A 25,601-nucleotide genomic window follows, 5' to 3' on the forward strand; every position below is an offset into this window, starting at 1 on the left:
ACCCCGAACCCTTTGACCGGGTTCAGGAAATCAGTGAGTCCCACTGGTGACCTCCTCAGGAGGGGTTTCGATGGATGCCCCGGCCGGCTTCCCGCCCCGTCCGTGGTAGTGGGGAGCGTCCATGGGCGGCACCGGGAACCCGCCGGCGGACGGATCGGGCGTGCCGCCCTGCTCCGCCGCATCCGGCACGATCTCCTTCTCGTCCTCGCCGCCGCGGAGCATCTCCCAGACCACCGTCGCGAGCAGCACCACCGCGGCGGCCACCGCGGCGTAGATCACGATCTGCCGCATGTCGTAGCCGTCGTTGCGCAGCGCGCGGATGGTGGCGACCAGCAGGATCCAGCCGAGCGAGAAGGGCATCAGCACCTTCCAGCCGAGCTTCATCAGCTGGTCGTAGCGGACGCGCGGGAGCGTGCCGCGCAGCCAGATGAAGAAGAAGATGAACAGGAAGACCTTGGCCAGGAACCACAGGATCGGCCACCAGCCGGAGTTGGCGCCCGCCCACACCGTGGAGATCGGGAAGGGGGCGCGCCAGCCGCCGAGGAACAGCGTGGTGGCGAGCGCGGACAGCGTCGTGAGGTTGATGTACTCCGCGAGGAAGAACATCGCGAACTTCAGCGACGAGTACTCGGTGTGGAAGCCGCCGACGAGCTCGCCCTCGCCCTCGGGCAGGTCGAACGGGATGCGGTTCGACTCGCCCATCATCGTGATCACGTAGACGATGAAGGACGGCAGCAGCAGGAGCACGAACCACTTGTCGTGCTGCGCCGCGACGATCTCCGAGGTGGACATCGAGCCCGCGAACATGAACACCGCGACGAACGACAGCCCCATCGCGATCTCGTAGGAGATCATCTGCGCGGACGAGCGGAGCCCGCCGAGCAGCGAGTACGGCGACATCGAGGACCAGCCCGCCAGCACGACCCCGTAGATCCCGAGCGAGGACATCGCGAGGACGAGCAGCACCGCCACCGGAAGGTCGGTGAGCTGCAGCGCCGTCTCGTGCCCGAAGATCGACACGTTCGGGCCGAACGGGATGATCGCGAACGAGATGAACGCGGGCACCGCCGACATGACCGGCGCCAGCACGAACACGACCTTGTCGACCTGGCGGGGGACGATGTCCTCCTTCAGGGCGAGCTTCACGCCGTCCGCGAGGCCTTGCAGCAGGCCGAAGGGCCCGGCGCGGTTCGGGCCGACGCGCAGCTGCATCCGGCCGATGACGCGCCGCTCGATCCACATCGTCAGCAGGACGGTCACGACCAGGAACGCGAAGACGACGACGACCTTGCCGCCGATGAGCCACCACGGATCGTTGCCGAAGCCCTCCAGCGGCGCCTGAGCGGGGGCCGACGGGGTCGGGTTCATTTCACGCCTCCGGCATTCTCCGTCGCGGCGGTCGCGGCGGTCGCGCCCCGGAGGGTACCGCTCGCGATCTTCACGACGCCTCCGGCGGCCGCGCCGAGGTCCCGGTGCACCGCGCAGCCGGCCGAGTTCGTCGGCAGCCACACCACCCGGTCGGGCAGGTCGGCGGTGATCTCCAGCGGGAGCGTGACCTCGCCGCGCGGCCCCGTCACCTTCACCGCGCCGGTCGCGCCGATCTCGGCGGCCGTCGCGGGCGACAGCCGGGCGACCGCGGCCTTGGCGGTGCCCGCGAGGAACGGCTCACCGTCCTGCAGGCGGCCCCGGTCGAGCAGCTGCCGCCAGGTCGCGAGCACCGCCGCACCGGCCTCCGGGTGCGGCGGCAGCGGCTGCGCGACGTTCGGCGCGTCCGGGCGGTCGCCCCGGTAGGCGCCGAGCTCGGCCAGCTCGCGGCGCGCCGCGTCCGGGCCGGGCAGGCCCAGGTGGACGTCCATCTCGTCGGCCAGCGCGTCCAGGACCCGCAGGTCGGACATCTTCCCGGCCGCCTTCAGCACGATGTCGAACTGGCGGCCGCGGCCCTCCCAGTCGACGAACGTCCCGGACTTCTCCGCGACGGCCGCGACCGGGAAAACCACGTCGGCGCGGTCGGTGACCGCGCTCGGCCGCTGCTCCAGGCTCACCACGAAATCGGTGGCGTCCAGGGCGCGGAGCATCGCGTCCGGGTCGGCGAGGTCGTAGGGGTCGACGCCGCCGACGAGCAGCGCGCCGCGCCGTCCGTCCGCCGCGGCGGCGATGATGCCGTCGGCGTCCAGGCCGGGCGCGGCGGGCAGGTCAGCGACGCCCCACCGGCGGGCGACCTCGGCCCGCGCCTCCGGGTCGGTCACCGGGCGGCCGATCGGCAGCAGCCCGGGCAGCGCCCCGGCCTCGATCGCGCCGCGCTCCCCGGCCCGGCGCGGCACCCACGCCAGCTTCGCGCCGGTCACCTGCGCCAGCCGCACCGCCGCCGTCAGCGCGCCCGCGCTCGCGGCGAGCCGCTCGCCGACGAGGATCACGGCGCCGGGCGTCTCCAGCAGCGTCCGGACGTCGGAGCGGGCCGCGTCCCCGATCACGGAGCCGAGCACCTCGGCCTCCGCGCCGGGCACCGCCCGCAGCAGCGTCCCGCCGACCTTGCTCAGCCCGCGCGTCGCGAACGGCGCGACGCCGTACACCTTCAGCCGGCTCTTGCGGTGGGCCTTGCGGAGCCGCAGGAACACGATCGGCGACTCCTCCTCCGGCTCGAAACCGGCGAGGAGCACGGCGGGCGCGTTCTCCAGGTCGGAGTACGACACCTCGATGGAGCGTCCCGCGACGGACGAGGCCAGGAACCGCGCCTCCTCGTCCGACGCCGGGCGGGCCCGGAAGTCGACGTCGTTGGTGCCGAGCGCGATGCGGGCGAACTTGGCGTAGGCGTAGGCGTCCTCAAGCGTGACGCGGCCACCGGTCAGCACCCCGGCCGAGCCGCGCGCCGCCGCGAGGCCCTCGGCCGCGATGGTCAGCGCCTCCGGCCACGACGCCGGTTCCAGCACGCCGTCCTCGTTGCGGACGAGCGGGTGCGTCAGCCGCTCCGGCTGCGTCCCGTAGGTGAACGCCCAGCGGCCCTTGTCGCAGTTCCATTCCTCGTTGACCTGCGGGTCGTCCCCGGCGAGCCGCCGAGTGATCTTCCCGCGCCGGTGGTCGGTCCGCATCGCGCAGCCGGACGCGCAGTGCTCGCACACGCTCGGCGCCGACACCAGGTCGAACGGCCGCGACCGGAACCGGTACGCGGACCCGGTCAGCGCGCCGACCGGGCAGATCTGCACGGTGTTGCCGGAGAAGTACGACTGGAACGGCTTTCCGTCCGCCGCGCCGACCTGCTCCTTCGCGCCGCGCTCGAACAGGTCGATGAACGCGTCCCCGGCGATCTGGTCGGAGAAGCGGGTGCAGCGGGCGCACTGGATGCAGCGCTCCCGGTCGAGCAGCACCTGGCTGGACAGCGGGATCGGCTTCGGGAACGTCCGCTTCACCTCGACGAACCTGGTCTCGCCGCGCCCGTTGGACATCGCCTGGTTCTGCAGCGGGCACTCGCCGCCCTTGTCGCAGATCGGGCAGTCCAGCGGGTGGTTGATGAGCAGGAACTCCATGATGCCGTGCTGGGCCTTGTCGGCCACCGGCGAGGTGAGCTGGGTCTTGACGACCATGCCCGGCATCACGGCGGTGGTGCACGACGCCTGCGGCTTCGGCATCCCGCGGCCGTTCCCGGCGTCGGGGATCTCCACCAGGCACTGCCGGCACGCCCCGACCGGGTCGAGCAGCGGATGGTCGCAGAACCGGGGGATCTGGATGCCGAGCAGCTCGGCGGCCCGGATGATCAGCGTGCCCTTCGGCACCTCGATCTCGAAGCCGTCGATGGTGCACGAGACCATCTCGACCTTCTCCACCGCCGACTTGTCGTCGGTGACGGTCACTTGGCACCTCCCCAGAGGGTGGACTCGGCCGCGTCGAACGGGCAGCTGCCCTGCTCGAAGTGCCGTACGTACTCGTCCCGGAACAGCTTGATGGACGAGACGACCGGGCTCGTCGCGCCGTCGCCGAGGGCGCAGAACGCGCGGCCGAGGATGTTGTCGGAAATGTCGAGGAGCGTCTCCAGGTCCTCCTCGGTGCCCTGCCCGGACTCCAGCCGCTTCAGCATGAGCTTGTACCAGTAGGTGCCCTCGCGGCACGGCGTGCACTTGCCGCACGACTCGTGCGCGTAGAACTCCGACCAGCGCAGCACCGCCCGGACGACACACGTCGTCTCGTCGAAGATCTGCAGTGCCCGGGTGCCGAGCATCGACCCGGCGGCGCCGACGGACTCGAAGTCCAGCGGGACGTCCAGGTGCTCCTCGGTGAAGATCGGCGTGGACGAGCCGCCGGGCGTCCAGAACTTCAGCCGGTGCCCCTCGCGGATGCCGCCCGCCATGTCGAGCAGCTCCCGCAGCGTGATGCCGAGCGGCGCCTCGTACTGGCCGGGACGCGTCACGTGCCCGGACAGCGAGAAGATCCCGAAGCCCTGCGACTTCTCGGTGCCCATCGAGGCGAACCAGTCCGGCCCGTTCCCGACGATCGAGGGAACCGACGCGATCGACTCGACGTTGTTGATGACAGTGGGCCCGCCGTACAGGCCCGCCACGGCGGGGAAGGGGGGCTTCAGCCGGGGCTGGCCGCGGAACCCTTCGAGGGAGTCCAGCAGCGCGGTCTCCTCGCCGCAGATGTAGGCGCCGGCGCCGCTGTGGACGACGACGTCCAGGTCGTAGCCGGAGCCGAGGATGTCCTTGCCGAGGTAGCCGGCCTCGTACGCCTCCGCGACCGCCTGGTGCAGCCGGCGGATCACGTGCAGCACCTCGCCGCGCACGTAGATGAACGCGACGTTCGACCTGATCGCGTACGAGCTGATGACGACGCCCTCGATGAGAACGTGCGGGTTGGCCATCATCAGCGGGATGTCCTTGCACGTGCCCGGCTCGGACTCGTCCGCGTTGACGACGAGGTAGCGCGGGTTCGGGCTGGTCGGCGGCAGGAAGCCCCACTTCATGCCGGTGGGGAAGCCCGCGCCGCCGCGGCCGCGGAGGCCGGAGTCCTTGACCGCCTGGACGATCTCGTCCGGCTCCATCCGGAACGCCTTGCGCAGCGCCTTGTAGCCGCCGTCGCGCTCGTAGCCCGCGCGGGTGAACGAGTCGGCCTGGTCCCAGTTCTTGGTGAGGATCGGGGTGAGCGTGGTCACTTGTTCCGGCCCTCCTGGCTGCCGGGCTTCGCGTCGCCGGGGATGGGCTTGCCCGGCTCGTGCGGCGGCTCGCTGATCTGCCCGGGCCGCACCGGCTCGTCCGGGCGCTCCCGGTCCACCTCGGTGGACGGTGCGGCCCAGCCGCGCTCCTGCGCCAGCTTCAGGCCGCGCAGCGACTCCGGACCGGCCTGGACGCCCTCGCCCGCGCGCCCGTCCGGGAACCCGGCGAGGACGCGGGACGCCTCCTTCCACGTGGCCAGGCTCTCCGGCCCGCGCGTCGGAAGCACGCGCTCGCCCGAGCGCAGGTCGTCGACGAGCCGCTTCGCCTTCTCGGGAGTCATGTTGTCGAAGAACTCCCAGTTGACCATCATCACCGGCGCGAAGTCGCAGGCGGCGTTGCACTCGATCCGCTCCAGGCTGACCTTGCCGTCCGGGGTGGCCTCGTCGTGGCCGAGCCCGGTGTGCTCGCTCAGCTCGTCCCAGATCTGGTCGCCGCCCATCACCGCGCACAGCGTGTTGATGCACACGCCGACGTGGTACTCGCCGACCGGCTTCTGCTTGTACTGCGTGTAGAACGTCACCACGCCGACCACCTGCGCCGCCGTGATCCCGAGCTGCTCCGCGCAGAAGTCGATGCCGTCCTGCGTGACGTGCCCCTCCACCGACTGCACCAGGTGCAGCAGCGGCAGCAGCGCCGACCTCGGCCGGGGATACCGGCCGATGATCTCCTTCGCGTCCCGCTCCAGGCGTTCGCGAACGTCGGGTTCGTACGTCATCGGTCCACTCCCCCCATGACCGGGTCCAAACTGGCGACGGCGGCGATGATGTCGGCGACCATGCCGCCCTCCGACATCGCCGGCGCGGCCTGCAGGTTGACGAAGGACGGCTCGCGGAAGTGCACGCGGTACGGGCGGGTGCCGCCGTCGCTGACCACGTGCGCGCCGAGCTCGCCGCGCGGCGACTCGATCGGCGCGTACGCCTGCCCCGCCGGGACCCGGAAGCCCTCGGTCACCAGCTTGAAGTGGTGGATCAGCGCCTCCATCGACGTGCCCATGATGTGCGCGATGTGCCGGGGCGAGTTGCCCATGCCGTCCGCGCCGATCGCGAGCTGCGCCGGCCAGCCGATCTTCTTGTCCTCGATCATCACCGGGCCCTTGGCGGCCTGCAGCCGGTCCAGGCACTGCTCGACGATCTTCAGCGACTCCTCCATCTCGTCCATCCGGACGAGGTAGCGGCCGTACACGTCGCAGGTGTCCTGCGTCGCGACCTCGAAGTCGTAGGTCTCGTAACCGCAGTAGGGCTGCGACTTGCGCAGGTCCCACGGCAGGCCGGTCGAGCGCAGGACGGGGCCGGTGATGCCGAGCGCCATGCAGCCGGTCAGGTCCAGGTACGCGACGTTCTGCGTCCGCGCCTTGAAGACCGGGTTGTCGTCCATCAGCTTCCGCAGCGCCTGGATGCGCTTCGGCATCCGGTCCAGATAGTCGCGGATCTTGCTGGTCGCGCCGCTCGGCAGGTCCTGCGCGACCCCGCCCGGACGGACGTAGGCCATGTTCATCCGCAGGCCCGTGATCTCCTCGAACAGGTCGAGGGTGTACTCGCGCTCGATGAACCCGTTGAGCATCACGGTCGTCGCGCCGAGTTCGAGGCCGAACGTGGCGATCGCGACGAGGTGCGAGGAGATCCGGTTCAGCTCCATCATCATCACGCGGATGATCTGGGCGCGCTCGGGGATCTGGTCGGTGACGCCGAGCAGCTTCTCCACGCTCATGCAGTACGCCGTCTCGTTGAAGATCGGCGCGAGGTAGTCCATCCGGGTGCAGAACGTGGTGCCCTGCGTCCAGGTGCGGAACTCCATGTTCTTCTCGATGCCGGTGTGCAGGTATCCGATGCCCACCCGGGCCTCGTTCACCGTCTCGCCGTCGAGCGTGAGGATCAGCCGGAGCACCCCGTGCGTGGACGGGTGCTGCGGCCCCATGTTGACGACGAGCCGCTCGTCACCGAGGTCCTCCGCGCCGGCGACGACCTTGTCCCAGTCCTGCCCGCCGACGTCAAACACCTTGCCCTCGGCGGCCTCGTCGGCCGCGTAGGCGTCGTACTCGGTGTACTTGGCCGAGCTCATGTGTACGACCTCCGCTCGTCGGGCGGCGGGATCTCCGCTCCCCGGTACTCGACGGGGATGCCGCCGAGAGGGTAGTCCTTGCGCTGCGGATGGCCGACCCAGTCGTCGGGCATCTCGATGCGCGTGAGCGCGGGATGGCCGTCGTAGACGATCCCGAAGAAGTCGTAGGTCTCCCGCTCGTGCCAGTCACTCGTCGGGTAGACGGGCACCAGCGACGGGATGTGCGGGTCGGCGTCCGGGCAGGTCGTCTCCAGCCGGACGCGCCGGTTGTGTGTGATCGACAGCAGGTGCGTGACGGAGTGCAGCTCGGCGCCCTCGTCCTTCAGGTAGTGCACGCCGGACACGCCGGAGCACAGCTCGAACCGCAGGGACGGCTCGTCCCGCATGGTCCTGGCGACCTCGCGCAGGTGCTCGCGCTTGACGAAGAACGTCAGCTCGCCGCGGTCGACCACGACCCGCTCGATCGCGTCGCCGAAGTCGGGGTAGGCGCGCTCCAGCTCGTCGGCGATCTCGTCGTACTCGCCGGGTTCGGCGGCGCCGCCGGGCCCGCCGTAGGGGCGGGCGGCCGACACCTTCGGGCTCTGCCGGACGATCAGCCCGCCGTACCCGGACGTGTCGCCGGTCGTCCCCGCGCCGAACATGCCCTTCCGGACGACCGGCTGCTCCCGGCGCTCCTCCTCGGTGCGCGCCGGGAGCTTGTCGGCGCCCTGCTCGGCCTGCTGCTCAGGGTGTTCGGAACTCATCTCAGGCCCCCTGTCCGAGCAGCGGGAGCCGGCGGCGCTTGGCCTCTTCCAGCTCCGTGATCTGCTTCGCGCGCTGCGGGCCGAGCTTGGTGTTCTGGATCTTGTCGTGCAGCTTCAGGATCGAGTCCAGCAGCATCTCCGGCCGCGGCGGGCAGCCGGGCAGGTAGATGTCCACCGGGACGATGTGGTCGACGCCCTGCACGATCGCGTAGTTGTTGAACATCCCGCCGGACGACGCGCACACGCCCATCGCGATGACCCACTTCGGCTCGGTCATCTGGTCGTAGATCTGCCGCAGCACCGGCGCCATCTTCTGGCTCACCCGGCCCGCGACGATCATCAGGTCGGCCTGCCGCGGCGTCGCCGAGGCGCGCTCCATGCCCCACCGGGAGAAGTCGTGCCGGGGGTCGCCGGTCGCCATCATCTCGATCGCGCAACACGCAAGGCCGAACGTCGCCGGCCACACCGAGCTCTTCCGCGCCCACCCCGCGACCTGCTCGACCGTGGTCAGCAGGAAGCCGCTGGGAAGTTTCTCCTCAAGACCCATGTCAGTCCCACTCCAGACCGCCGCGCCGCCAGATGTAGGCGTACGCCACGAGGACGGTGACGATGAAAAGGACCATCTCCACAAGACCGAAAATGCCCATCCGGTCGAATGCGACCGCCCAGGGGTAAAGGAAGATGATCTCAATGTCGAAGACGATGAACAGCATCGCCGTCAGGTAGTACTTGACCGGAAAGCGCCCGCCGCCGACCGGCTGCGGGGTCGGCTCGATTCCGCATTCGTAGGCGTCGAGCCGGGCCCGGTTCCACCGCTTCGGCCCGGTGAGCGAGGCCATGGCCACGGAGAACGCGGCGAAGCCGAAGGCGAGCACCCCCAGCACGATGACCGGAATATAGAGATCCATGTCTCTACAGCCTCTCCTCGCGACGTACGGCGTTGTACGGGACAGGGTTGTACGCGTCAGGCCCTCCGCGAGCCGCCGCCACCCTAGCCAAGGCGATCAATAGCACTCCCCTCCAGGGGGTCGTGTAATGCACACTAGTCCGCTCACCTGCGGAAGCTTGGTTCTCCAGGAGTGCCTCATGCCGCGGGAGCCACCTTCTGCATAGCGTTGATGACGCGGTCCATGGCGTCCCCGCCCTTGGGGTCGGTCAGGTTGGCGAGAAGCTTGAGCGTGAACCGCATGAGCGTCGGGTGCGGCAGGCCGTGCGCGGTGAGGAACTTCATGATCCGCGGGTCGCCGATGGCCTGGACGAACAGCCGCGCCAGGGTGAAGTAGCCGCCGTGCTCGTCCTTCAGGATGCGGGGGTACTCGTAGAGCGTCCGCTCGCGCTGCGCGGGGGTGCGGCGCGCGAGGGCCTGCACCATGATGTCGGCGGCCAGCCGCCCGGACTCCAGCGCGTAGTCGATGCCCTCCCCGTTGAACGGGTTGATCATGCCGCCCGCGTCGCCGACGAGCAGCATCCCGCGGGTGTAGTGCGGCTGCCGGTTGAAGCCCATCGGCAGCGCCGCGCCGCGGATCTTGGAGGTGGCGTGGTCCTCGTCGAACTGCCAGTCCTCGGGCATCTGCGCGCACCAGCGCTTCAGCATGCCGCGGTAGTCGACGCTCTGGAACGCCTTGCTGGTGTTGAGGAGCCCGAGCCCGACGTTGGACGTCCCGTCCCCGACGCCGAAGACCCAGCCGTAGCCGGGCAGGAGGCGCTCGCCGTCCCACAGCTCCAGCCACGCCTCCATGAAGTCGTCGTCGTGCCGCGGGGTCTGGAAGTAGCGGCGGACGGCGACGCCCATCGGACGGTCCTCGCGGCGCCGCAGCCCCATCGCGAGGGACAGCCGGGTCGAGTTCCCGTCGGCCGCGACGACCAGCGGCGCGTGGAACGCGACGTCCTCGCCCTCGTACCGGGCGGTGACGCCGGTGATGCGGTCGGTGCGCTCGTCCAGGATCGGGCCGGTGACGTTGCAGCCCTGCAACAGCTGGGCGCCGGCCTTCGCGGCGTGCTCGGCGAGGAACTGGTCGAAGTCGGTGCGCTTGCGGACGAGCCCGAAGTCGGGGAAGCTCGCGAGCTCCGGCCACGGCAGCTCCACCTTGACGCCGCCGCCGTAGATGCGCAGGCCCCGGTTGCGTCCCCAGCCGGGGTCGTTGACGTCGACGCCCATGCCGATGAGCGCGCGGACGGCGCGCGGGGTGAGACCGTCGCCGCAGATCTTGTCGCGCGGGAAGGTGGACTTCTCCAGCAGGAACACGTCCAGGCCGGCCTGCGCCAACCAGTAGGCGGTCGACGAACCGGCGGGGCCTGCCCCGACGACGACCACATCTGCGTGTCGGACGTCTGCGTGCCGGGCGGAGTCGGTCACGGCGTTCCTCATTCAGCTCGTTCGCTTGTGAAGCACTTCACAAGGGTCCGGTGGGGAGTCTATTCCTTTATCACGACTGGTGGGTACTTCGGGGGCGGTCCAGCGTGGACCGCTCCCGTCCACCAGCCCGGGATCACCGTGGATCCCGCCCGGGATCACCCCGGTTTGACGGCGTGGTGCAGCGCGGCGACCCCGAACGTCAGGTCGCGCCAGCGCACGTTCGTCCAGCCCGCGTCCTGGATCAGCCGGGCGAGGGCCGCCTGGCCGGGCCAGGCCAGCGTCGACTCGGCGAGGTAGTGGTAGGAGTCGGGGTTGGAGCTGACCCGCGCCAGCAGCGGCAGCCCGTACCGCAGATGCGTCCGGTGCCCGAACGCCAGCAGCGCGTTCGGCGGATGGCTCACCTCGCAGACCACCAGCCGCCCGCCGGGCTTCGCGACCCGCCGCAGCTCCCGCAGTGCCTTCCCGGTATCGGCGACGTTACGGAGGCCGAACGAAATCGTCACCGCGTCGAACGAGCCGCCCGCGAAGGGCAGCCGCAGCGCGTCGCCGGCGACGAAGCTCAGCCCCCGGACGCCCGCCTGCCTGCGCGCCCCGACGCGGAGCATGCCGAGCGAGAAGTCGCACGCCACCGTCTCGGCCCCCGCCTCGGCGAACGGCACCGACGACGTGCCCGTCCCGGCCGCGAGGTCAAGGACCCGCTCGCCCGGACGCGCCGCCAGCGCCCGCACGACCTCGCGCCGCCACCGCCGGTCGCGCCCGCCGGTCATCAGCGTGTTCAGCAGGTCGTACCGCTCGGCGGTGCCGTCGAACATCGCCGCGACGTCGGCGGGCTTTTTCTCCAGAGAGGCGCGGCTCATGCCCCCACCCTAAAAGCCGTGTTCACCGCCTCCGCACCCCGGGTGCGTCAGGCGTCCTCGCGGGTGACGGACTTCTCGAACTTCTCCCGCTGCGCGCGGGCGCCGCGCGCGACGGCGGCCGACATCCGGTCGCGCTGCCCGGACAGCAGGACGTAGCTGACGACGCCGCTGATCAGCAGCGCCAGCAGCAGGAGCAGGAACCCGCGGGCCCCGAACAGCGCCAGCACGCCCGCGGTCACCGCGAAGATCGCGAGCCGGGCGACGGAGTAGAGGATGACGGAACGCATGACCCTTCGAGCCTAACGGCTACCTCAGGACGTCGAGGAAGAGGGCCGGGTCCACGTTGCCTCCGGACAGGACGGAGACATAGGTGCGCGCCTTGGGGAGTTCTGGGCGGCGGTAGAGGTAGGCGGCGGTGGCGACGGCGCCGCTGGGCTCGGCGATCAGGCGCGCCTCGCGGGCGAGGCGGCGCATCGTCAGGCGGATCTCGTCCTCGGTGACCGTGACGACGCCGTCCACGTGCGCGCGCATGTGCGCGAACGGCAGGTCGCCGACCCGCTGGACGCGGAGCCCGTCGGCGATGGTGCGGCCGGTCTCCTCCGCCTCCCACGCGACCGGGCGTCCCGCGGCCATCGAGTCGCGGGCGTCGGCGGCGAGCTCCGGTTCCACGCCGACGATCCGGGCCTCGGGCCGCAGCGCCTTGACGGCGGCGGAGACGCCCGCGATGAGGCCGCCGCCGCTGATCGGGACGAGCACGACGTCCACGTCCGGACGGTCCCGGACGATCTCCAGCCCCACGGTGCCCTGTCCCGCGATCACCCGCGCGTCGTCGTAGGGCGGGATCATCGTGAAACCGTGGGCGGCGGCAAGCTTTTCGGCGGTCTCGGCGCGGGCCTGGGAGGTCGGCTCCACGTACACGACCTCGGCTCCGAGCGCGATGCACGCGTCCACTTTCACGCCCGGCGTGGTGTGCGGCATGACCAGGACGGCCTTGATCCCGAGCACGCGGGCCGCGTACGCGACGGCCTGCGCGTGGTTGCCGCTGGAGTGCGTCACGACGCCGCGCGCCCGCTGCTCCGGCGGGAGGGAGGCGATGGCGAAGTAGGCGCCGCGCACCTTGAAGGCGCCGACCGGCTGCAGCGACTCGGCCTTGACCAGCAGCGACGGCTCACCGGCGGCATCGGCCCCGGACGCGGCGGCGAGGCCGGGCGGGAACGGGACGAGCGGCGTCCGGACGGCGACGCCCGCGATGCGTTCGGCGGCGCGTTCGATCTCCGGGAGCGAAACAAGATCGGACATGGACCGGAGACTACTTCCACGAGGCCGGGCGCGGGGCCTGGCGCGGGCCTGGCGCGGGCCTGGCGCGGCGGCCCGCGAGCGAAGGCCCCGGCGTGTCGGACGGGACGCCTTCGCGTCCCCGTTCAGGGGGTGACTTGGCAGGTCAAACGAGGTCGGCGGAAGGCATGCCCGAAAGGCCGTCCATACCGAGGGTGATCGGTCCTGCTCGGAAAACTACGGTCCGTGATCTTTTCCGAAAACAAGGGAGAAATCGGTCTTGACCCGCCACACTGTTAAACAGTCCACCCGCGCCGAGAGCGGGACAAAGGGGGAGAGAAAACGTGGAGAGCACGAGCGAGCGCCTGCTGACCCCAGGAGAGGTCGCCGCCCTCTTCCGGGTCGACCCGAAGACGGTCACCCGGTGGGCCGCCGCGGGGCGGATCAGCAGCATCCGCACTCCCGGGGGCCACCGGCGCTTCCGCGAGTCCGAGGTGCACGCGCTGCTGCGCGGCGACGAGCCCATCGCCGAGCATTCGGCCCGCTGACCTGCCCGAACCTCGCTGATATCAGGGCCCGCCCCGCCGATCTGGGCCCGCCACCGGCCTCAGCCGCCCGGACCGCCGCGTCGTGGTAGTCCCCCGGGGGAGACTCCCGCCCGGGCGGCCGGGGCCGTGCCGTTTCCCGAAGCCGTTTCGTTCCGAGGCTTTTTCGCATTTCCCGGGCCGTTCCCGGGTCAATCCCCGTTCTCGACCGGGCCGTCCGGCTTTCCCTGGGCGCCCGGTTCTCCCGGAACGTCCGGCATTCCCTGGGCGTCCGACTTCCATTCCTCGAACCGGCGGAGCAGGTCCGCGTCCTCCTCCCGCCAGCGGCGGCGCCGGTCCTCCAGCTCGTCCTCCGTCAGCGACTCGCGGAGGAGCCGGTCGTAGTCGGGATCGCCGGGCCCGATCTCGACGTAGGCGTCGGCGATGATCCGTCCCTCGCGCGGCTCGGGCCCGGTCCCGTCCGCGCCGCCGTCGGCGAGAACGCTGTGCGGAACCCGGAGCGTGCCGTCCGGGAGCCGGATCACAAACATCGTCGTCCACCCTCGCGATTCACCATTGCGCGGCCTGCCATCAGGATGTCCTAGATCCCGTACCTGCGGTTGAAGAAGAGCATGACCTCCAGCGCCATCCGGATGTTGCCGGCGAGCATATCGACGAGGGCCGGGCGCTGCCGGGAGGAGATCGCGGCGAACGCGTCCGCGAAGAACTCGCGGCGGCCGAGCGCGTTCGGCTGGCGGTGGAAGTCGCTCGCGAGATGCGGCCGGCACTCCTCGTACAGCCGCTGGAAGGCGGGGCTGTCGGACGTCCACTCGCCGTCGTCGCCGTCGATGTCGTCGAGCGCGTGCCCGACCTCGTGCAGCATCACGTCCGGCGTCGGCGACGGCCGGTCCCCGACGACGATCTTGTGGTCGCCGTACGCGCCGGCGCAGATGTCCCAGGTGGCGCGGCCCGACGGCAGCGGGCGGTCGCGCAGATGGCCCATGTCGTCCAGCTGCGGGACGCCGCCCGGGCCCACGTAGATGCCGTCGAGCCCGGCCGCGAGCTTCTCCTTGAGCGCGTCCGGCAGCGCCGCCAGGCTGTCCACCGCCCCGATCACCTCGGGGCCCGGAGGCCCGTCCCGGACGTCCCACTGCCGGTACAGGACGTTCTCCAGCACGCCGCAGTGGCGGCGGCCGTCGGAGACGTGCGGCATGCCCGGCGGGTACGGCTCCACGCGCAGCCGGTCGTCGTCGAGCTCGAAGTCGCTCCACGAGTAGTCGCCCGCCCGCGGACGGCCCCGCCTGCGGCGCCCGAACCGTCCGGCGAGCAGGCCCGCCGCGTCGCCGCTCTCGGGGGTGTCGCGACCGGCGTCCCCGCCGTCCTCGACGCCGCCGGGGCCCAGCGCGAAGTCGTCGTCGCGGCCCGCCTTGCGGAACCGGCCGAACCGGTCGCGCGGCTGGTTGCTGCGCGGCCGCACCTGCCCCGAGTCGGGCGGCGACGGGGAGTAGGCCGCGTCGTCGCGCCGGAGCGTGCGGTCCTGGGCCGCGCCGTCCCCGCGCATGCGCCCGCCGCGGAACGAATCGCGATGCCACAGGTCGCGAGGGCGGGGCTTGCGATGGACGCCTTTGAAGCGCATCGGGCTCCTCTGTCAACGGACCCGCGGGGGTAGCGCGCGGCGTCCGCCGCACGATCGGGTCCCTGAGGAAGGGTAAGCCGGAACCCGACACTCCGTCATCCCCAGGAGTCACGCATCCCGCAATATCGTCAGGCGTAGGAGTGCAAACCGGAGAACATGTAGTTCACGCCGAAGAAGTTGAACAGCAGCGCGGCGAACGCGAGGAGCGACAGGAACGCCGCCTTGCGGCCCTTCCAGCCCGCGGTCGAGCGGGCGTGCAGGTAGGCCGCGTAGATGATCCAGGTGACGAACGACCAGATCTCCTTCGGGTCCCAGCCCCAGTAGCGGCCCCACGCCTGGTCGGCCCAGATCGCGCCCATGATGATCGCGGCCGTCCAGATCGGGAACGCGAACATCGTGACGCGCATCGCGAGCCGGTCGAGGCTCTCCGCGGACGGGACGCGCGCCAGCACTCCGCCCGGGACCTTGACGCCGGTGGCGACGCCGGTGCCGGCGCTCGCGCGGGCCTCCTCGCGCGACTTCAGGAAGTAGAGGATCGTGGCCGCGCCCGCGACGGTGAACGCCCCGGTCGCGATGATCGCGGCGGACACGTGGATGGCGATCCAGTACGAGTTGAGCGCCGGAGTGACCGGGCCCACCGAGTCGTACAGCCAGATGTTCGCCACGCCCAGCGCGATGACGGCCGCGAACATGACGGGCACGCCGAGGAAGCGCGCCCGGTACCGGAACATCACGACCATGAACGCGGTGACGGCGGCGAACGAGATGGCGGTGAGGAACTCGTACATGTTGCCCCACGGCCACCGGCTCGCGGACAGCCCGCGCGACACCAGGACGCCGAGGTGCGCGCCCACGCCCAGCACGCTCAGGAAGATCGCGAGGCGCGCCCAGTCGACCTGGGGGCGGTCCGCGTCGTCCTCGCCTGCGGCGGTGGCGGCGGCCTCGGTGGCCTCGGTGGCGTCGGTGCCGTCGGCATCCGTGGCGCCGCCTGGCCCGACCAGGATCTTGGCCTCGGCCTTCTCCTGCACCGACGCCCTGGCCTCCGCGGCCGTGGCGGCGCCGCGGCGGCCGAAGCCCATGTCGGCGGCGTACGCGACCAGCGCGATGATGTACATCACCACCGTGGTCAACATGAGCTTGTCGCTCAGGTTCGCGAGGTCGGCGTTGCTCACCTGGTGCTCACCTCGTCACTCCTTCGATTCGGTCGCCGGGCCATCCGGCTCGCGGGGCTCGTCCGGTTCCCCGGGACCGGGCTCCCGCTCGGGACCGCGCAGGGCGGTCACGATGTCGTCGAACTCCGAGGTCGGGCTCCCCAGCGTGAGGCCGCCGACCTCGACCACCGTACGCCCGCCCTCTCCGGCGCCCGCACGGACCCACACCCTGCGCCGCCGCACCATGAACGACGTCGCCACGCCCAGCACCGCCAGGATGGCCGCGACCAGCGCGGGGATGCGTCCCGGGTCGTGGTTGACCGACAGGGTCGCGTACTCCTTGAGGCCGTCGAACGTGACCGAGCCGGCGCCGCCGGGGAGCTGGAACGTCTCGCCCGGCTCCAGCAGCTTCTGGCCGTCCTTGACCGGCTGGAGCGTCGTGCCGATGCCCTCCAGCTTGTAGACCGACTGCGGGGAGCCGGAGTCCAGGCCGATGTCGCCCTTGAACGAGGTGATCGTGATGACCGGGCGGAGCGGCGCCGGGAACGCGGAGACGATCTGCTTGCCGTCCTCGCTGGCCATGGCGGTGGGCCACAGGATCGCGTAGAAGGCGAGCTGGTCCGGCTCGGCGTCGGGGGCCTTGATCACGCCCTCGGACGTCAGGTTCCGCGGCTCCATCTCCAGGAACGGCACCGAGTCCTGGAACGCGACGTTGCCCTTGGCGTCGCGGACGGTGAACGTCGGCGCGTACCCGTGGCCGAGGAGGTACACCTTCGCGCCGCCGACCTTCAGCGGATGGTTGATCTGCAGGTCGTGCGTCTTCTGCCCGCCGTCCGGCGTCTCGCGGTAGCGGATCTTGGCGTTGAACTCGGTGGCCTGGCCGCGCTTGTCGCCGCCGGTCTCGTACTCGGCCTTGAAGTCGTCCAGGCTGACGGTGAAGGGGGCGAGCTCGCCGTCGTCGAAGGCGCGTCCCGGCGTGAACTGGTCGTACTGGTTCAGCGAGTTCGCGAACGTCCTGCCCTCCATGAGCAGCACGTCGCCGCGGTAGCCGAACAGGTTCCCGATGCCGAGCGCGAACAGCAGCGCCAGCAGCGCCAGGTGGAACAGCAGGTTGCCCGTCTCCCCGAGGTAGCCCTTCTCGGCGGACGCGGCGCCGCTGGACACGTCCACCCGGAACCGCCGCCCGCGCAGGGCCTTGCGGGCCTCGGCGAGGACGTCCTCCGGGGACGCGTCCGTCTCGAACGTCGCGGACTGCGGCAGCCGTGCCAGGTTCCGGGGCGCCGCGGGCGGGCGGGCCCGCATCGACCGGTAGTGCTTCACCGCGCGCGGGATGACGCACCCGGCCAGCGAGACGAACAGCAGGATGTAGATCGCCGCGAACCAGGGCGCGGCGAACACGTCGAACATGGAGAACCGGTCGAGCCACGGGCCGAGCGTCCTGTGCTCGTCCAGGTAGGCGGCGACCTTCTCGGGCGCCTGGCCCCGCTGCGGCAGGATCGATCCCGGCACCGCGCCGAGCGCGACCAGGAACAGCAGGATCAGCGCGGTGCGCATCGTGGTGAGCTGCCGCCAGCCCCAGCGCAGCCAGCCGGCCGGGCCGAGGCCCCTCGGGCGCGGCACCTCCTCCGGCGCCTGGCGCGCGGCGGGCGCCTGCGTGCCCGACTCGGGGCCTGAGTCCTTGACGTCGTCCTTGGTGTCAGTCATCTCAAACAACCGGTTCGAAGCCGCTGATCCACGACCTCAGCTCGATGGTCAGGTGGCCCCACAGGCCGCTCACGAGCAGCACCCCGATGAGGACGAGCATGCCCCCGCCGACGCGCATGACCAGGGGGTAGTGGCGTTTCACGGCACCGAACGCGCCGAGCGCCCGGCGGTAGGCGACCGCGGTGGCCACGAACGGCAGGCCAAGGCCCACACAGTACGCCAGCGACAGCAGCGCGCCCCGTCCGGCGCTCGCCTCGGTGATGGCGAGGCCCTGCACCGCGCCGAGCGTGGGGCCGATGCAGGGCGTCCAGCCGAGCCCGAACAGGACGCCGAGCAGCGGCGCGCCCGCGAGGCCGGCGGCGGGCAGCCGTCCCGACTTCATCGTCCGCTGCAGCCCGGGGATGAAGCCCATGAAGGCCAGGCCGAACGCGATCGTGATGACGCCGAGGACGCGGGTGATCGGGTCCTGGTACTCCAGCAGCCACCGTCCGAGCCCCCCGAAGATCACGCCGTAGCTGACGAACACGACGCTGAACCCGGCGATGAACAGCACGGCGCCCGCGAGGAGCCGTCCGCGCCGCTGGTCGGCCAGGTCGGCGCCGGTCATGCCCGTCACGTACGACAGGTAGCCCGGGACGAGCGGCAGGACGCACGGCGAGGCGAACGACACGAGCCCCGCCAGGGCCGCCAGCGGGGCCGCCGCCACCAACGACCCGCTGACGACGGTCTCGCTGACGGTGCTCATCTCCTGGGGCTCATCCGCTCACGTCCCCGCGAGGACCTTGGCGACCAGCGGGTTCAGCTTGGAGTACGTCGTCGCTCCGATGATCCGGGCGGCGACGCGGCCCTGCCGGTCGAGGACGAGCGTGCTCGGGATCGCGCTCGGCGGGACCTCCCGGAACGCCAGCGTGACCTGCCCGCCGTCGTCGTACAGGCTCGGGTAGGTGACCTTGAACTTGCGCTCGAACGCCTGCGCGTTGGCCTTGGAGTCCTTGAAGTTGACGCCGAGGAACTCGACGCCCTTGGCCTTGTTCGCGTCGTACACCTGCTGGAGGGACGGCGCCTCGCCGCGGCACGGCGCGCACCACGACGCCCAGAAGTTGACGACGACGACCTTGCCCTTGAACTCGGCGAGCCTGAACTGCCTGCCGTCGAGGCGGTCGCCGCCGACGTCCTGGACGCTTTTGCGGTCGGCGGGCTTGTACTCGGTCACTTTCCCGTCGCCGGAGACGAACCGCGTGTCGTCGCCGCCCTGCCCGTTCTCCGCGGCGCCCGTCCCGGCGCACCCGGCCAGCAGCCCGCAGAGCGCGGCGGCCGCGGCGGCGGCGCGCAACGGGGAGACTCGGGGGCTCAACTGACCCTCCAATTCAGGGCGAGCTACTACAAGACGTAGTACACAACTTAGCGGTGCGGTCAGGCACCCGCGACACTGGGGCCTTTCGCGATCCCGGCGGCGGGCTCGCAGTAGGCGACCTCGACCAGCCGGCTGCCCGCGAACGTCAGGCTCGTCAGGCTGGCCAGCCCGCATTCGCGCCGCTTGGGGTGGTGCCAGAGGCGGCGGCGCTCGGCGTGCAGGCGCAGCACCCAGATCGGCAGCTGGTGGCTGACGCACACGGCCTCGTGGCCCTTCGCCGCCTCCCGCGACCTGATCACGGCCGCGCGCATCCGGGCGGCGAGCTCCTTGTAGGGCTCGCCCCAGGACGGCTTGAACGGGTTGACCAGGTGCCGCCAGTGCTCGGGACGGCGCAGCGAACCGGCCCCGGCCCCGAACGTCAGCCCCTCGAAGTGGTTGCCGGCCTCGATGAGACGGTCGTCCACCGTGACGGGCAGGTCGAACGCGTCGGCCAGCGGCGCGGCCGTCTCCAGCGCCCGCTGCATCGGCGACGAGAGGATGGCGGTCACGTCCCGGTCGGCGAACCACTTGGCGACGGCCTTCGCCATGAGGACGCCGTCCTCGCTGAGACGGTAGCCGGGCAGCCGCCCGTACAGGACCCCGTCGGGATTGTGCACCTCACCGTGCCGCAACAGGTGAACGGTCGTTTTCTCGGTCATCGCCAGCAAGATTACCTAGGCCCATTTGCGCTTCCATCCACCGGCCATGGCCTTTGCCCGCGAGGTCAGTGGGAGATGGCGGCGACGGCAGGAAGGTCTGAGGGGACGGCGGCGCGCAGGGCCCCGAGCGCGGCGCGGATGGCGGGACGGCGGGCGGCCTCCTCGCGCCAGACCGCGTACACGCGGCGGGACAGCGGGTCCGACAGCGGGACGATCGCCACGCCCGGCGGAACGTCGCAGCGCCCGAGCCGCGGCAGGATCGCGTTGCCGAGCCCGGCGGAGACGAGGGAGAGCTGCGTGGCGAACTCGTAGGCCATGTGGTCGATGCTGGGTTCGCTGTCGACGGCGCGGAGCGTCCGCAGGAGCCAGTCGCAGCAGATGCTGTCGGGCGACGAGCTGATCCACGGGTCGCCCGCCAGCTCCTTCAGGTCGATGGAGTCGCGCCCGGCGAGCGGATGGGTGGACGGGAGCGCGACGTCGGCGACGTCGTCGCAGATGACGCCCTTGTGCAGGCCCTCGGGCATCGGCAGCGGCTCGTTGTTCCAGTCCTGGACGACGGCCATGTCGAAGTCGCCGCGCGACACGAGCGGCATGCTGCGCATCGGGTCCTCTTCGAGGAGCTGGACGCGCAGGCCGGGATGGTCGGCGCGGAGGGCGCGCAGCGCGGCGGGCATCAGCCCGCGGATCGCGGTGGGGAACGAGGCGACCGTGAGCTGCCCGACGACGGAGCCGCGGTGGGCCTCCAGGTCGGCCTGCGCCTGCTCGACGAGCGACAGGATCCGCTCGGCGTGGGCGACGAGCAGTTCGGCGGCGTCGGTGAGCCGGACGCCGCGGCCGTTGCGTTCGAGGAGCTTCTGGCCGGTCTCCCGCTCCAGCTTGGCGAGCTGCTGGGAGACCGCCGAGGTGGTCACGTGCAGGACGTCGGCGGCGGCGCTGACCGAGCCGTACGTCGCGACGGAGTGCAGGGCGCGCAGCCGCTCCAGATCAAGCATGTAAGTAATACTAAAGCGATGTGTCAAGAATTTCTCGCTTGTCCTAAAGCGAGTTTCTGCTCGACGATCGGGGCATGAGATCGCGCCACGTCCTGCTGGCCACGCTGGTCGCCGCACTGTGGGGCTTCAACTTCGTACCCATCCACTTGGCCCTTGACGACATCTCGCCGTTGCTGATGGCGTCGCTGCGGTTCGTCCTCGCGGCGGTACCGGCGGTGTTCTTCGTCCGGCGGCCGCCGGTTCCGGTGCGCTGGCTGATCCTGGTCGGGCTTCCGCTGGGCGTGGGGCAGTTCGGCCTGCTGTTCATCGGCATGGACATGGGCATGCCCGCCGGCCTGGCGTCCGTCGTGCTGCAGGTCCAGGCGATCTTCACGGCGCTGTTCGCGCGGCTGCTGCTGCGCGAACGGCTGAGCGCCCGGCAGGTCGCGGGCATGGGCGTCGCGTTCGGCGGGGTCACGCTGCTCGGCGCGGCGCAGTCCGAGGGCGGCAGCCCGGTCGGCGCGTTCCTCGTCTGCCTCCTCGCCGCCGCGAGCTGGGGGCTGGCGAACATCGCCATGCGGAAGATGAACCAGGTCGCGACCGGCCCCGTGGAGCCGCTGGGCTTCATGGTGTGGGTGTCGCTGGTGCCACCGCTCCCGCTCCTCGCCCTGTCGCTGGTCTTCGAGGGGCCGGGCGCCGTGCCGGACGCGGCGCGCGAGCTGTCCCTGGCCGGGCTCGGCTCGATGGTGTACATCGCCTACATCTCCACGCTGTTCGGATTCGGCGTGTGGGGATGGCTGATGCGCCGGTACGAGGCCAGCACGGTCGCCATGTACTCGCTGCTCGTCCCGCCGTTCGGGCTCGTCTCGGCGGGCCTGCTGCTCGGCGAGCACGTGGACGCGGTCCGGCTCACCGCCGCCGCCCTGATCATCGCGGGCGTCGCCGCGGGCAGCGTCCGCCCGCGGTCGCGGCCCGGGGTCGCGCCCGCCCCGCCCGCTCCCGAACCCGAACCCGTCGAAACGAGGTGAGAGCCGTGCGCGGAACCCACGCGTCGCTCGTGACACCGTTCACCCGCTCCGGCGAGGTGGACGCCAAGTCGCTCGAACGGCTCGCCGTCCACTGCCTGGACCACGGGGCGGCCGGCCTGGTCGCGCTGGGCACCACCGGCGAGGCCGCCATGCTGAGCCCCGCCGAGCAGCGGACGGTCCTGGAGGTGTGCCGCGCCGTCTCGATCGAGCACGGGACGCCGCTGACCGTCGGCGCCGGGACGATCGGCACCGAGGACTCGATCCGGCAGGCCCGCGAACGGGCGCCGCTGGCCGACGCGCTGCTCGTCGTCGTCCCGTACTACCTGCGGCCGTCGGACGAGGGCGTCGTCGACCATTTCGCGGCCATCGGCGCCGCCGTGGACGTGCCGCTCGTCGCGTACAACGTCCCGTACCGGACGGGGAAGCCGCTGTCCGCCGAGACGCTCCTGCGGATCCTCGCGCTCGACTGCGTCGCCGGGATCAAGCAGTGCGCGGGCGCCGTCGACCACGACACCCTTGCCGTGCTCGCCGCCAACACGGGCAAGGCGGTCCTGTGCGGGGACGACGCGTACCTCTATCCGATGCTCCAGCTCGGCGCGTCCGGGGGGATCACCGCGTCCGCGTGCCTCGCGCCCGCCGCGTACGCCGCGATGTCCGCAGCGGCGCGCGACGGCAACGCGCCGCGCGGGCTCGCCCTGCACAACGCGCTGCTGCCGATGGCGGAGGCGCTGTTCGGCGAGCCGTCCCCGAGCGTCCTGAAGGAGTGCCTGGTGGAGGAGGGGCTGATCGACGAACCCGCGGTGCGCGCGCCGCTGCACGCGCCGCGTGCCGAGTCGGTCGCCGCGGCGCTGAGGGCGTTCAGGACCCTCTAGGAGGCAGACGCCTGGGCTGCGGCTCGGGCGGCGTGCGGGAGGACGTCCAGGACGCGTCCGAGCGCCTCCTCATCGTGCGCCGCCGACAGGAACCACACCTCGTACGCGGACGGCGGCAGGTACACGCCGCGTTCCAGCGCGGCGTGGAAAAACGCGGCGTACGTTTTCGCGTCCTGGCGCTGCGCGGCGGCGAAATCGCCGACCTTGTCGCCGGTGAAGAAGACCGAGAAGAGGTTCCCGGCGTTCTGCATCGAATGCGGGACGCCCGCCCGCGCCAGTTCCTCCGACGCGGCCTTCGACACGGTCTCCGCCGCGCGGTCGACCGCCGCGTACACCTCGGCGGTCGCGTGCCGGAGGGTGGCGAGCCCGGCGGCGGTGGCGAGCGGGTTCCCCGACAGGGTGCCCGCCTGGTAGACGGGGCCGGCGGGGGCGAGCTGGTCCATGATGTCGGCGCGCCCGCCGAACGCGGCGGCGGGCAGCCCGCCGCCCATGACCTTCCCGAACGTCATCAGGTCGCCCGGAACGCCCTCGATCCCGTACCAGCCGGACGGGGACGCGCGGAACCCGGTGAGCACCTCGTCCATCACCAGCAGCGCCCCGTACCGCTCGCAGAGCCGCTTCAGCAGCGCGTTGAAGCCCGGCAGCGGCGGCACCACGCCCATGTTGCACGGCACGGCCTCGGTGATCACGCAGGCGATGTCGGTGCCGTGCTCGTCGAACACCGTCTCCAGGGCCGGGACGTCGTTGTAGGTCAGGATCAGCGTGTCGCCGGTGGTCGCGCCGGTCACGCCGGGGGTGTCGGGCAGGCCGAACGTCGCGACGCCGGACCCCGCCGCGGCGAGCAGCGCGTCGACGTGCCCGTGGTAGCAGCCCGCGAACTTCACGATCTTGGAGCGTCCGGTGAAGCCGCGGGCCAGCCGGATCGCCGACATCGTCGCCTCGGTGCCCGAGTTGACGAGCCGGACCTTCTCCGCGGGCGTCCGGGACACGATCTCCTCGGCCAGCTCGACCTCGCCGGGCGTCGGCGCGCCGTAGGAGGTGCCGCGCCCCGCCGCGTCCCGCACCGCCTCGACGACGGCCGGGTGGGCGTGCCCGAGGATCATCGGGCCCCACGAGCACACCAGGTCGACGTACTCGTTGCCGTCGGCGTCCGTCAGGTACGGGCCGCGCGCCGACGCCATGAACCGGGGCGTCCCTCCGACGGCGCCGAACGCCCGCACCGGCGAGTTCACGCCGCCGGGCACCACCCGGGAAGCACGATCGAACAAGTCCTGGGAGCGATCGAAACCTGTCATTGATTCAGTCTCTCAGTTGCAGTTCGGGAACTTGCCTTGACCTCGCCGGGTACGGGCCGATATTCCACCAAGTACGACATGGTGCCCGGTCGCTGCCTGCGGTCCCACGGCGCCCCTCGACTCCCCGGCCGGCTCACCGGGACATGCGCATCGGAGGGATGGCTTTCACTGTGGTCAACGGCTGGACGGTCCCGGGCTTCACCCACGAACGGGAACTGGGTGGCGGCGCCGCGGGCCGGGTGGTGCTGGCGGTCGACGACCTGACCAGCACGAAGGTCGCGATCAAGTACCTCGCCGGCGGCCTGCTCGCCGACGAGGTCTTCCGCACGCGGTTCCGCGCGGCCGCGCGCGTCCTGTCCCAGCTCGAGGACCCCAACGTGGTCGACCTGTACGACTTCGTGGAAACCCCGGACGGCACCGGCGCCGCGATCGTGATGCAGTGTGTGGAGGGCGTCAGCCTGCGGCACGTCCTCGCCGCGCAGGGCCCCGCCGGCCCGCTCGCCGCCCTGTCCATGCTCGGCGGGACGCTGCTCGGGCTCGCGTCGGCGGACGAGCACGGGGTGCCCGTGCACGGCGCGCTGCGCCCGGCGAACATCATGATCGACGCGGAGGGCAACGCCCGGCTCACCGACTTCGCGACGACGCCGCCGGGCGCCGAGGTGCAGCCCGGCCCGGCGTACGCGGCGCCCGAGCTGTGGGACGGCGCGTCCGCCACCGCCGCCACCGACCTGTACGCCGCCACCGCGGTGTTCTACGAGTGCCTCACCGGGCGTCCCCCCTTCGCCGGACGGAACATGGCGCGGCTCCACCGGGAGGCGCCGATCCCCGCCGACGAGGTTCCGGGGCCGCTGCGCGATCTCGTCCACCAGGGCCTCGCGAAGGACCCGGCCCGGCGTCCCGCCTCCGCCGTCGACTTCCTCGCCGGCCTGGAAGAGGCGGCCGTGTCCGCGTACGGGCCGTCCTGGGAGGCGCAGGGCCGCGGACGCCTCGCCGAGCTGGCCGGGCAGGCCGCCCTCCAGCCGGAACCGCCGAGGCCCAAGCCCCGCAGCAGCGGCCGCAACCCCGTCGTCGCGGCCAAGCAGCCGGGCGGCGGGTCCCGGACGCGCTGGGTCCTCGCCGCCGTCGCCGTCCTCGTGGTCGCGGGCGCCGGGGCGAGCGCCGCGACGCTGCTGAACGGCGACAGGAAGCAGCCCGCCGCGCCGGCGACGGCGCAGAGCAGCACCCCGCAGCCGACGCCGCCCGCCGGGGGCGTCGACCCGAAACCGCTCGCCGCGCGGATCGACCAGGCCGTCGCGCGGGCGCCCGGCGCCCTGTTCAGCTACCGGCAGACGGGCTGCTGCGGCTTCCCCGCCAGCGGGAGGGGCACGCTCGGCCTGCCCCCGGGCGGGGAGGCGTCCGCCGCGCTGCCGTCGTACTCGCTGACGCTGTCCGGGGCGGGCGCGGCCCGCAAGCCGGTCCGCGCCGTCATCGTCCAGGACCGGTTCTACGTGCGCGTCGGCCAGAAATGGAGATCATCTCCGTTTACCGGGCGCGGCTACCCCGCGGTGGCCGACCAGGTCCGCCAGGGCAGCTCGGTCGCGAACCTGACGGCGCTGCTGCGGTCGGCGACGAGGCTCGCCAAGAACGGCGCGATCTACGAGGGCGAGGCCCCGGTGGCGACCCTCTCGCAGGCGCCCGAGGTCGGGCCCATGTACGCGCGGATGGCCGAGGCGACGGGCGTCGACCGGATCGCGTTCGCCATCAAGCTCGACGCGGGGTTCCGACCGGTCAAGTTCTGGGTGCGCGCCGGGCCGGAGAAGGGCCGCAACCAGACCATGCGCGGCTCCTACACCAAGTGGGGCCGCAAGCCCGCCATCCAGGCGCCCCGCTGAGCTAACC

The 25,601-nt window shown here is 71.7% G+C and carries 25 protein-coding genes; 4 read left to right on the forward strand and 21 right to left on the reverse strand.

Annotated features, from left to right (window positions below):
* Nucleotides 1-30: 30 nt before the first annotated feature.
* The 12 genes from nuoH to ETD83_RS05320 form a co-directional block, all read right to left on the reverse strand.
* Complete coding sequence (gene nuoH, locus ETD83_RS05265) at nt 31-1,368, reverse strand: NADH-quinone oxidoreductase subunit NuoH (RefSeq protein ID WP_138643906.1); 1,338 nt, start codon at nt 1,366-1,368, stop codon at nt 31-33.
* Nucleotides 1,365-3,845: an NADH-quinone oxidoreductase subunit G gene (locus ETD83_RS05270; RefSeq protein ID WP_138643907.1), complete on the reverse strand. Its 2,481-nt coding sequence runs from the start codon at nt 3,843-3,845 to the stop codon at nt 1,365-1,367. Before ETD83_RS05270 ends, nuoH begins: the two co-directional genes overlap by 4 nt.
* Nucleotides 3,842-5,140, reverse strand: coding sequence for an NADH-quinone oxidoreductase subunit NuoF (gene nuoF / locus ETD83_RS05275; RefSeq protein WP_138643908.1), 1,299 nt, complete (start codon nt 5,138-5,140; stop codon nt 3,842-3,844). The genes ETD83_RS05270 and nuoF overlap by 4 nt, the downstream gene beginning before the upstream one ends.
* On the reverse strand, nt 5,137-5,916 hold the full coding sequence (gene nuoE / locus ETD83_RS05280) for an NADH-quinone oxidoreductase subunit NuoE (protein ID WP_138643909.1): 780 nt from the start codon (nt 5,914-5,916) through the stop codon (nt 5,137-5,139). Before nuoE ends, nuoF begins: the two co-directional genes overlap by 4 nt.
* Complete coding sequence (locus ETD83_RS05285) at nt 5,913-7,259, reverse strand: NADH-quinone oxidoreductase subunit D (protein ID WP_138643910.1); 1,347 nt, start codon at nt 7,257-7,259, stop codon at nt 5,913-5,915. Before ETD83_RS05285 ends, nuoE begins: the two co-directional genes overlap by 4 nt.
* Complete coding sequence (locus ETD83_RS05290) at nt 7,256-8,002, reverse strand: NADH-quinone oxidoreductase subunit C (RefSeq protein WP_138643911.1); 747 nt, start codon at nt 8,000-8,002, stop codon at nt 7,256-7,258. The genes ETD83_RS05285 and ETD83_RS05290 overlap by 4 nt, the downstream gene beginning before the upstream one ends.
* A 1-nt stretch (nt 8,003) precedes the next feature.
* Complete coding sequence (locus tag ETD83_RS05295) at nt 8,004-8,549, reverse strand: NuoB/complex I 20 kDa subunit family protein (protein WP_131964455.1); 546 nt, start codon at nt 8,547-8,549, stop codon at nt 8,004-8,006.
* Nucleotide 8,550: 1 nt separating this feature from the next.
* On the reverse strand, nt 8,551-8,910 hold the full coding sequence (locus ETD83_RS05300; RefSeq protein WP_138643912.1) for an NADH-quinone oxidoreductase subunit A: 360 nt from the start codon (nt 8,908-8,910) through the stop codon (nt 8,551-8,553).
* A 176-nt stretch (nt 8,911-9,086) separates the two neighbouring features.
* A complete protein-coding gene (locus tag ETD83_RS05305; RefSeq protein ID WP_230420696.1) occupies nt 9,087-10,358 on the reverse strand; it encodes a geranylgeranyl reductase family protein in 1,272 nt (423 codons plus the stop codon).
* 155 nt (nt 10,359-10,513) lie between these two features.
* Nucleotides 10,514-11,215, reverse strand: a complete 702-nt coding sequence (locus ETD83_RS05310) for a demethylmenaquinone methyltransferase (RefSeq protein ID WP_138643914.1) — start codon at nt 11,213-11,215, stop codon at nt 10,514-10,516.
* A gap of 47 nt (nt 11,216-11,262) precedes the next feature.
* Nucleotides 11,263-11,502, reverse strand: coding sequence for a DUF4229 domain-containing protein (locus ETD83_RS05315; RefSeq protein ID WP_138643915.1), 240 nt, complete (start codon nt 11,500-11,502; stop codon nt 11,263-11,265).
* A gap of 19 nt (nt 11,503-11,521) precedes the next feature.
* Nucleotides 11,522-12,514 (reverse strand): threonine ammonia-lyase, encoded by a 993-nt coding sequence (locus ETD83_RS05320; protein WP_138643916.1) that lies wholly within the window; start codon nt 12,512-12,514, stop codon nt 11,522-11,524.
* A 320-nt stretch (nt 12,515-12,834) separates the two neighbouring features.
* On the opposite strand from ETD83_RS05320, the gene ETD83_RS05325 reads away from it, so the two are divergent.
* Entirely contained in the window at nt 12,835-13,038 is a 204-nt protein-coding gene (locus ETD83_RS05325; protein WP_131964461.1) for a BldC family transcriptional regulator, read from the forward strand.
* A gap of 188 nt (nt 13,039-13,226) precedes the next feature.
* Here ETD83_RS05325 and ETD83_RS05330 read toward each other — a convergent pair whose 3' ends face one another.
* The 8 genes from ETD83_RS05330 to ETD83_RS05365 form a co-directional block, all read right to left on the reverse strand.
* Nucleotides 13,227-13,565: a hypothetical protein gene (locus ETD83_RS05330; RefSeq protein WP_230420697.1), complete on the reverse strand. Its 339-nt coding sequence runs from the start codon at nt 13,563-13,565 to the stop codon at nt 13,227-13,229.
* A 50-nt stretch (nt 13,566-13,615) separates the two neighbouring features.
* Nucleotides 13,616-14,650, reverse strand: coding sequence for a hypothetical protein (locus ETD83_RS05335; protein ID WP_138643917.1), 1,035 nt, complete (start codon nt 14,648-14,650; stop codon nt 13,616-13,618).
* A 128-nt stretch (nt 14,651-14,778) separates the two neighbouring features.
* On the reverse strand, nt 14,779-15,822 hold the full coding sequence (ccsB, locus tag ETD83_RS05340; protein WP_230420698.1) for a c-type cytochrome biogenesis protein CcsB: 1,044 nt from the start codon (nt 15,820-15,822) through the stop codon (nt 14,779-14,781).
* Between the two features lie 15 nt (nt 15,823-15,837).
* Complete coding sequence (gene resB, locus ETD83_RS05345) at nt 15,838-17,505, reverse strand: cytochrome c biogenesis protein ResB (protein WP_138643918.1); 1,668 nt, start codon at nt 17,503-17,505, stop codon at nt 15,838-15,840.
* Nucleotide 17,506: 1 nt separating this feature from the next.
* On the reverse strand, nt 17,507-18,250 hold the full coding sequence (locus ETD83_RS05350) for a cytochrome c biogenesis CcdA family protein (protein WP_138643919.1): 744 nt from the start codon (nt 18,248-18,250) through the stop codon (nt 17,507-17,509).
* 18 nt (nt 18,251-18,268) lie between these two features.
* Nucleotides 18,269-18,859: a TlpA family protein disulfide reductase gene (locus tag ETD83_RS05355; RefSeq protein ID WP_230420699.1), complete on the reverse strand. Its 591-nt coding sequence runs from the start codon at nt 18,857-18,859 to the stop codon at nt 18,269-18,271.
* Between the two features lie 59 nt (nt 18,860-18,918).
* Nucleotides 18,919-19,557, reverse strand: coding sequence for a histidine phosphatase family protein (locus tag ETD83_RS05360; protein ID WP_138643921.1), 639 nt, complete (start codon nt 19,555-19,557; stop codon nt 18,919-18,921).
* A 65-nt stretch (nt 19,558-19,622) separates the two neighbouring features.
* Complete coding sequence (locus ETD83_RS05365) at nt 19,623-20,549, reverse strand: LysR family transcriptional regulator (RefSeq protein ID WP_138643922.1); 927 nt, start codon at nt 20,547-20,549, stop codon at nt 19,623-19,625.
* Between the two features lie 74 nt (nt 20,550-20,623).
* Between ETD83_RS05365 and ETD83_RS05370 the strand changes: the two genes are divergently transcribed.
* Together ETD83_RS05370 and ETD83_RS05375 are read left to right on the forward strand one after the other, a co-directional pair.
* A complete protein-coding gene (locus tag ETD83_RS05370) occupies nt 20,624-21,556 on the forward strand; it encodes an EamA family transporter (protein ID WP_138643923.1) in 933 nt (310 codons plus the stop codon).
* A 5-nt stretch (nt 21,557-21,561) separates the two neighbouring features.
* A complete protein-coding gene (locus ETD83_RS05375; RefSeq protein WP_138643924.1) occupies nt 21,562-22,428 on the forward strand; it encodes a dihydrodipicolinate synthase family protein in 867 nt (288 codons plus the stop codon).
* On the opposite strand, the gene hemL is transcribed toward ETD83_RS05375, so the two are convergent.
* Nucleotides 22,425-23,723: a glutamate-1-semialdehyde 2,1-aminomutase gene (gene hemL / locus ETD83_RS05380; protein WP_138643925.1), complete on the reverse strand. Its 1,299-nt coding sequence runs from the start codon at nt 23,721-23,723 to the stop codon at nt 22,425-22,427. The genes ETD83_RS05375 and hemL overlap by 4 nt on opposite strands.
* Nucleotides 23,724-23,881: 158 nt before the next feature.
* Here hemL and ETD83_RS05385 point away from each other — a divergent pair, with 158 nt between their 5' ends.
* Nucleotides 23,882-25,594 (forward strand): serine/threonine-protein kinase, encoded by a 1,713-nt coding sequence (locus ETD83_RS05385; protein WP_171064025.1) that lies wholly within the window; start codon nt 23,882-23,884, stop codon nt 25,592-25,594.
* The last annotated feature ends 7 nt before the right edge of the window (nt 25,595-25,601 follow it).

Source organism: Actinomadura soli, from assembly GCF_005889715.1.
GTDB lineage: Bacteria > Actinomycetota > Actinomycetes > Streptosporangiales > Streptosporangiaceae > Spirillospora > Spirillospora soli.

Coding starts and splice junctions, on each gene's coding strand:
- ETD83_RS05365 (WP_138643922.1), bottom strand. CDS start 20,549: ATGCTTGATCTGGAGCGGCTGCGCGCCCTGCACTCCGTCGCGACGTAC.
- hemL (WP_138643925.1), bottom strand. CDS start 23,723: ATGACAGGTTTCGATCGCTCCCAGGACTTGTTCGATCGTGCTTCCCGG.
- ETD83_RS05350 (WP_138643919.1), bottom strand. CDS start 18,250: ATGAGCACCGTCAGCGAGACCGTCGTCAGCGGGTCGTTGGTGGCGGCG.
- ETD83_RS05335 (WP_138643917.1), bottom strand. CDS start 14,650: ATGCGCTTCAAAGGCGTCCATCGCAAGCCCCGCCCTCGCGACCTGTGG.
- ETD83_RS05290 (WP_138643911.1), bottom strand. CDS start 8,002: ATGAGTTCCGAACACCCTGAGCAGCAGGCCGAGCAGGGCGCCGACAAG.
- ETD83_RS05300 (WP_138643912.1), bottom strand. CDS start 8,910: ATGGATCTCTATATTCCGGTCATCGTGCTGGGGGTGCTCGCCTTCGGC.
- ETD83_RS05310 (WP_138643914.1), bottom strand. CDS start 11,215: ATGAGCCGCGCCTCTCTGGAGAAAAAGCCCGCCGACGTCGCGGCGATG.
- ETD83_RS05320 (WP_138643916.1), bottom strand. CDS start 12,514: ATGTCCGATCTTGTTTCGCTCCCGGAGATCGAACGCGCCGCCGAACGC.
- ETD83_RS05295 (WP_131964455.1), bottom strand. CDS start 8,549: ATGGGTCTTGAGGAGAAACTTCCCAGCGGCTTCCTGCTGACCACGGTC.
- resB (WP_138643918.1), bottom strand. CDS start 17,505: ATGACTGACACCAAGGACGACGTCAAGGACTCAGGCCCCGAGTCGGGC.
- ETD83_RS05360 (WP_138643921.1), bottom strand. CDS start 19,557: ATGACCGAGAAAACGACCGTTCACCTGTTGCGGCACGGTGAGGTGCAC.
- ETD83_RS05385 (WP_171064025.1), top strand. CDS start 23,882: ATGGCTTTCACTGTGGTCAACGGCTGGACGGTCCCGGGCTTCACCCAC.
- ETD83_RS05370 (WP_138643923.1), top strand. CDS start 20,624: ATGAGATCGCGCCACGTCCTGCTGGCCACGCTGGTCGCCGCACTGTGG.
- ETD83_RS05315 (WP_138643915.1), bottom strand. CDS start 11,502: ATGCGTTCCGTCATCCTCTACTCCGTCGCCCGGCTCGCGATCTTCGCG.
- ETD83_RS05285 (WP_138643910.1), bottom strand. CDS start 7,259: ATGAGCTCGGCCAAGTACACCGAGTACGACGCCTACGCGGCCGACGAG.
- nuoH (WP_138643906.1), bottom strand. CDS start 1,368: ATGAACCCGACCCCGTCGGCCCCCGCTCAGGCGCCGCTGGAGGGCTTC.
- nuoE (WP_138643909.1), bottom strand. CDS start 5,916: ATGACGTACGAACCCGACGTTCGCGAACGCCTGGAGCGGGACGCGAAG.
- ETD83_RS05330 (WP_230420697.1), bottom strand. CDS start 13,565: ATGTTTGTGATCCGGCTCCCGGACGGCACGCTCCGGGTTCCGCACAGC.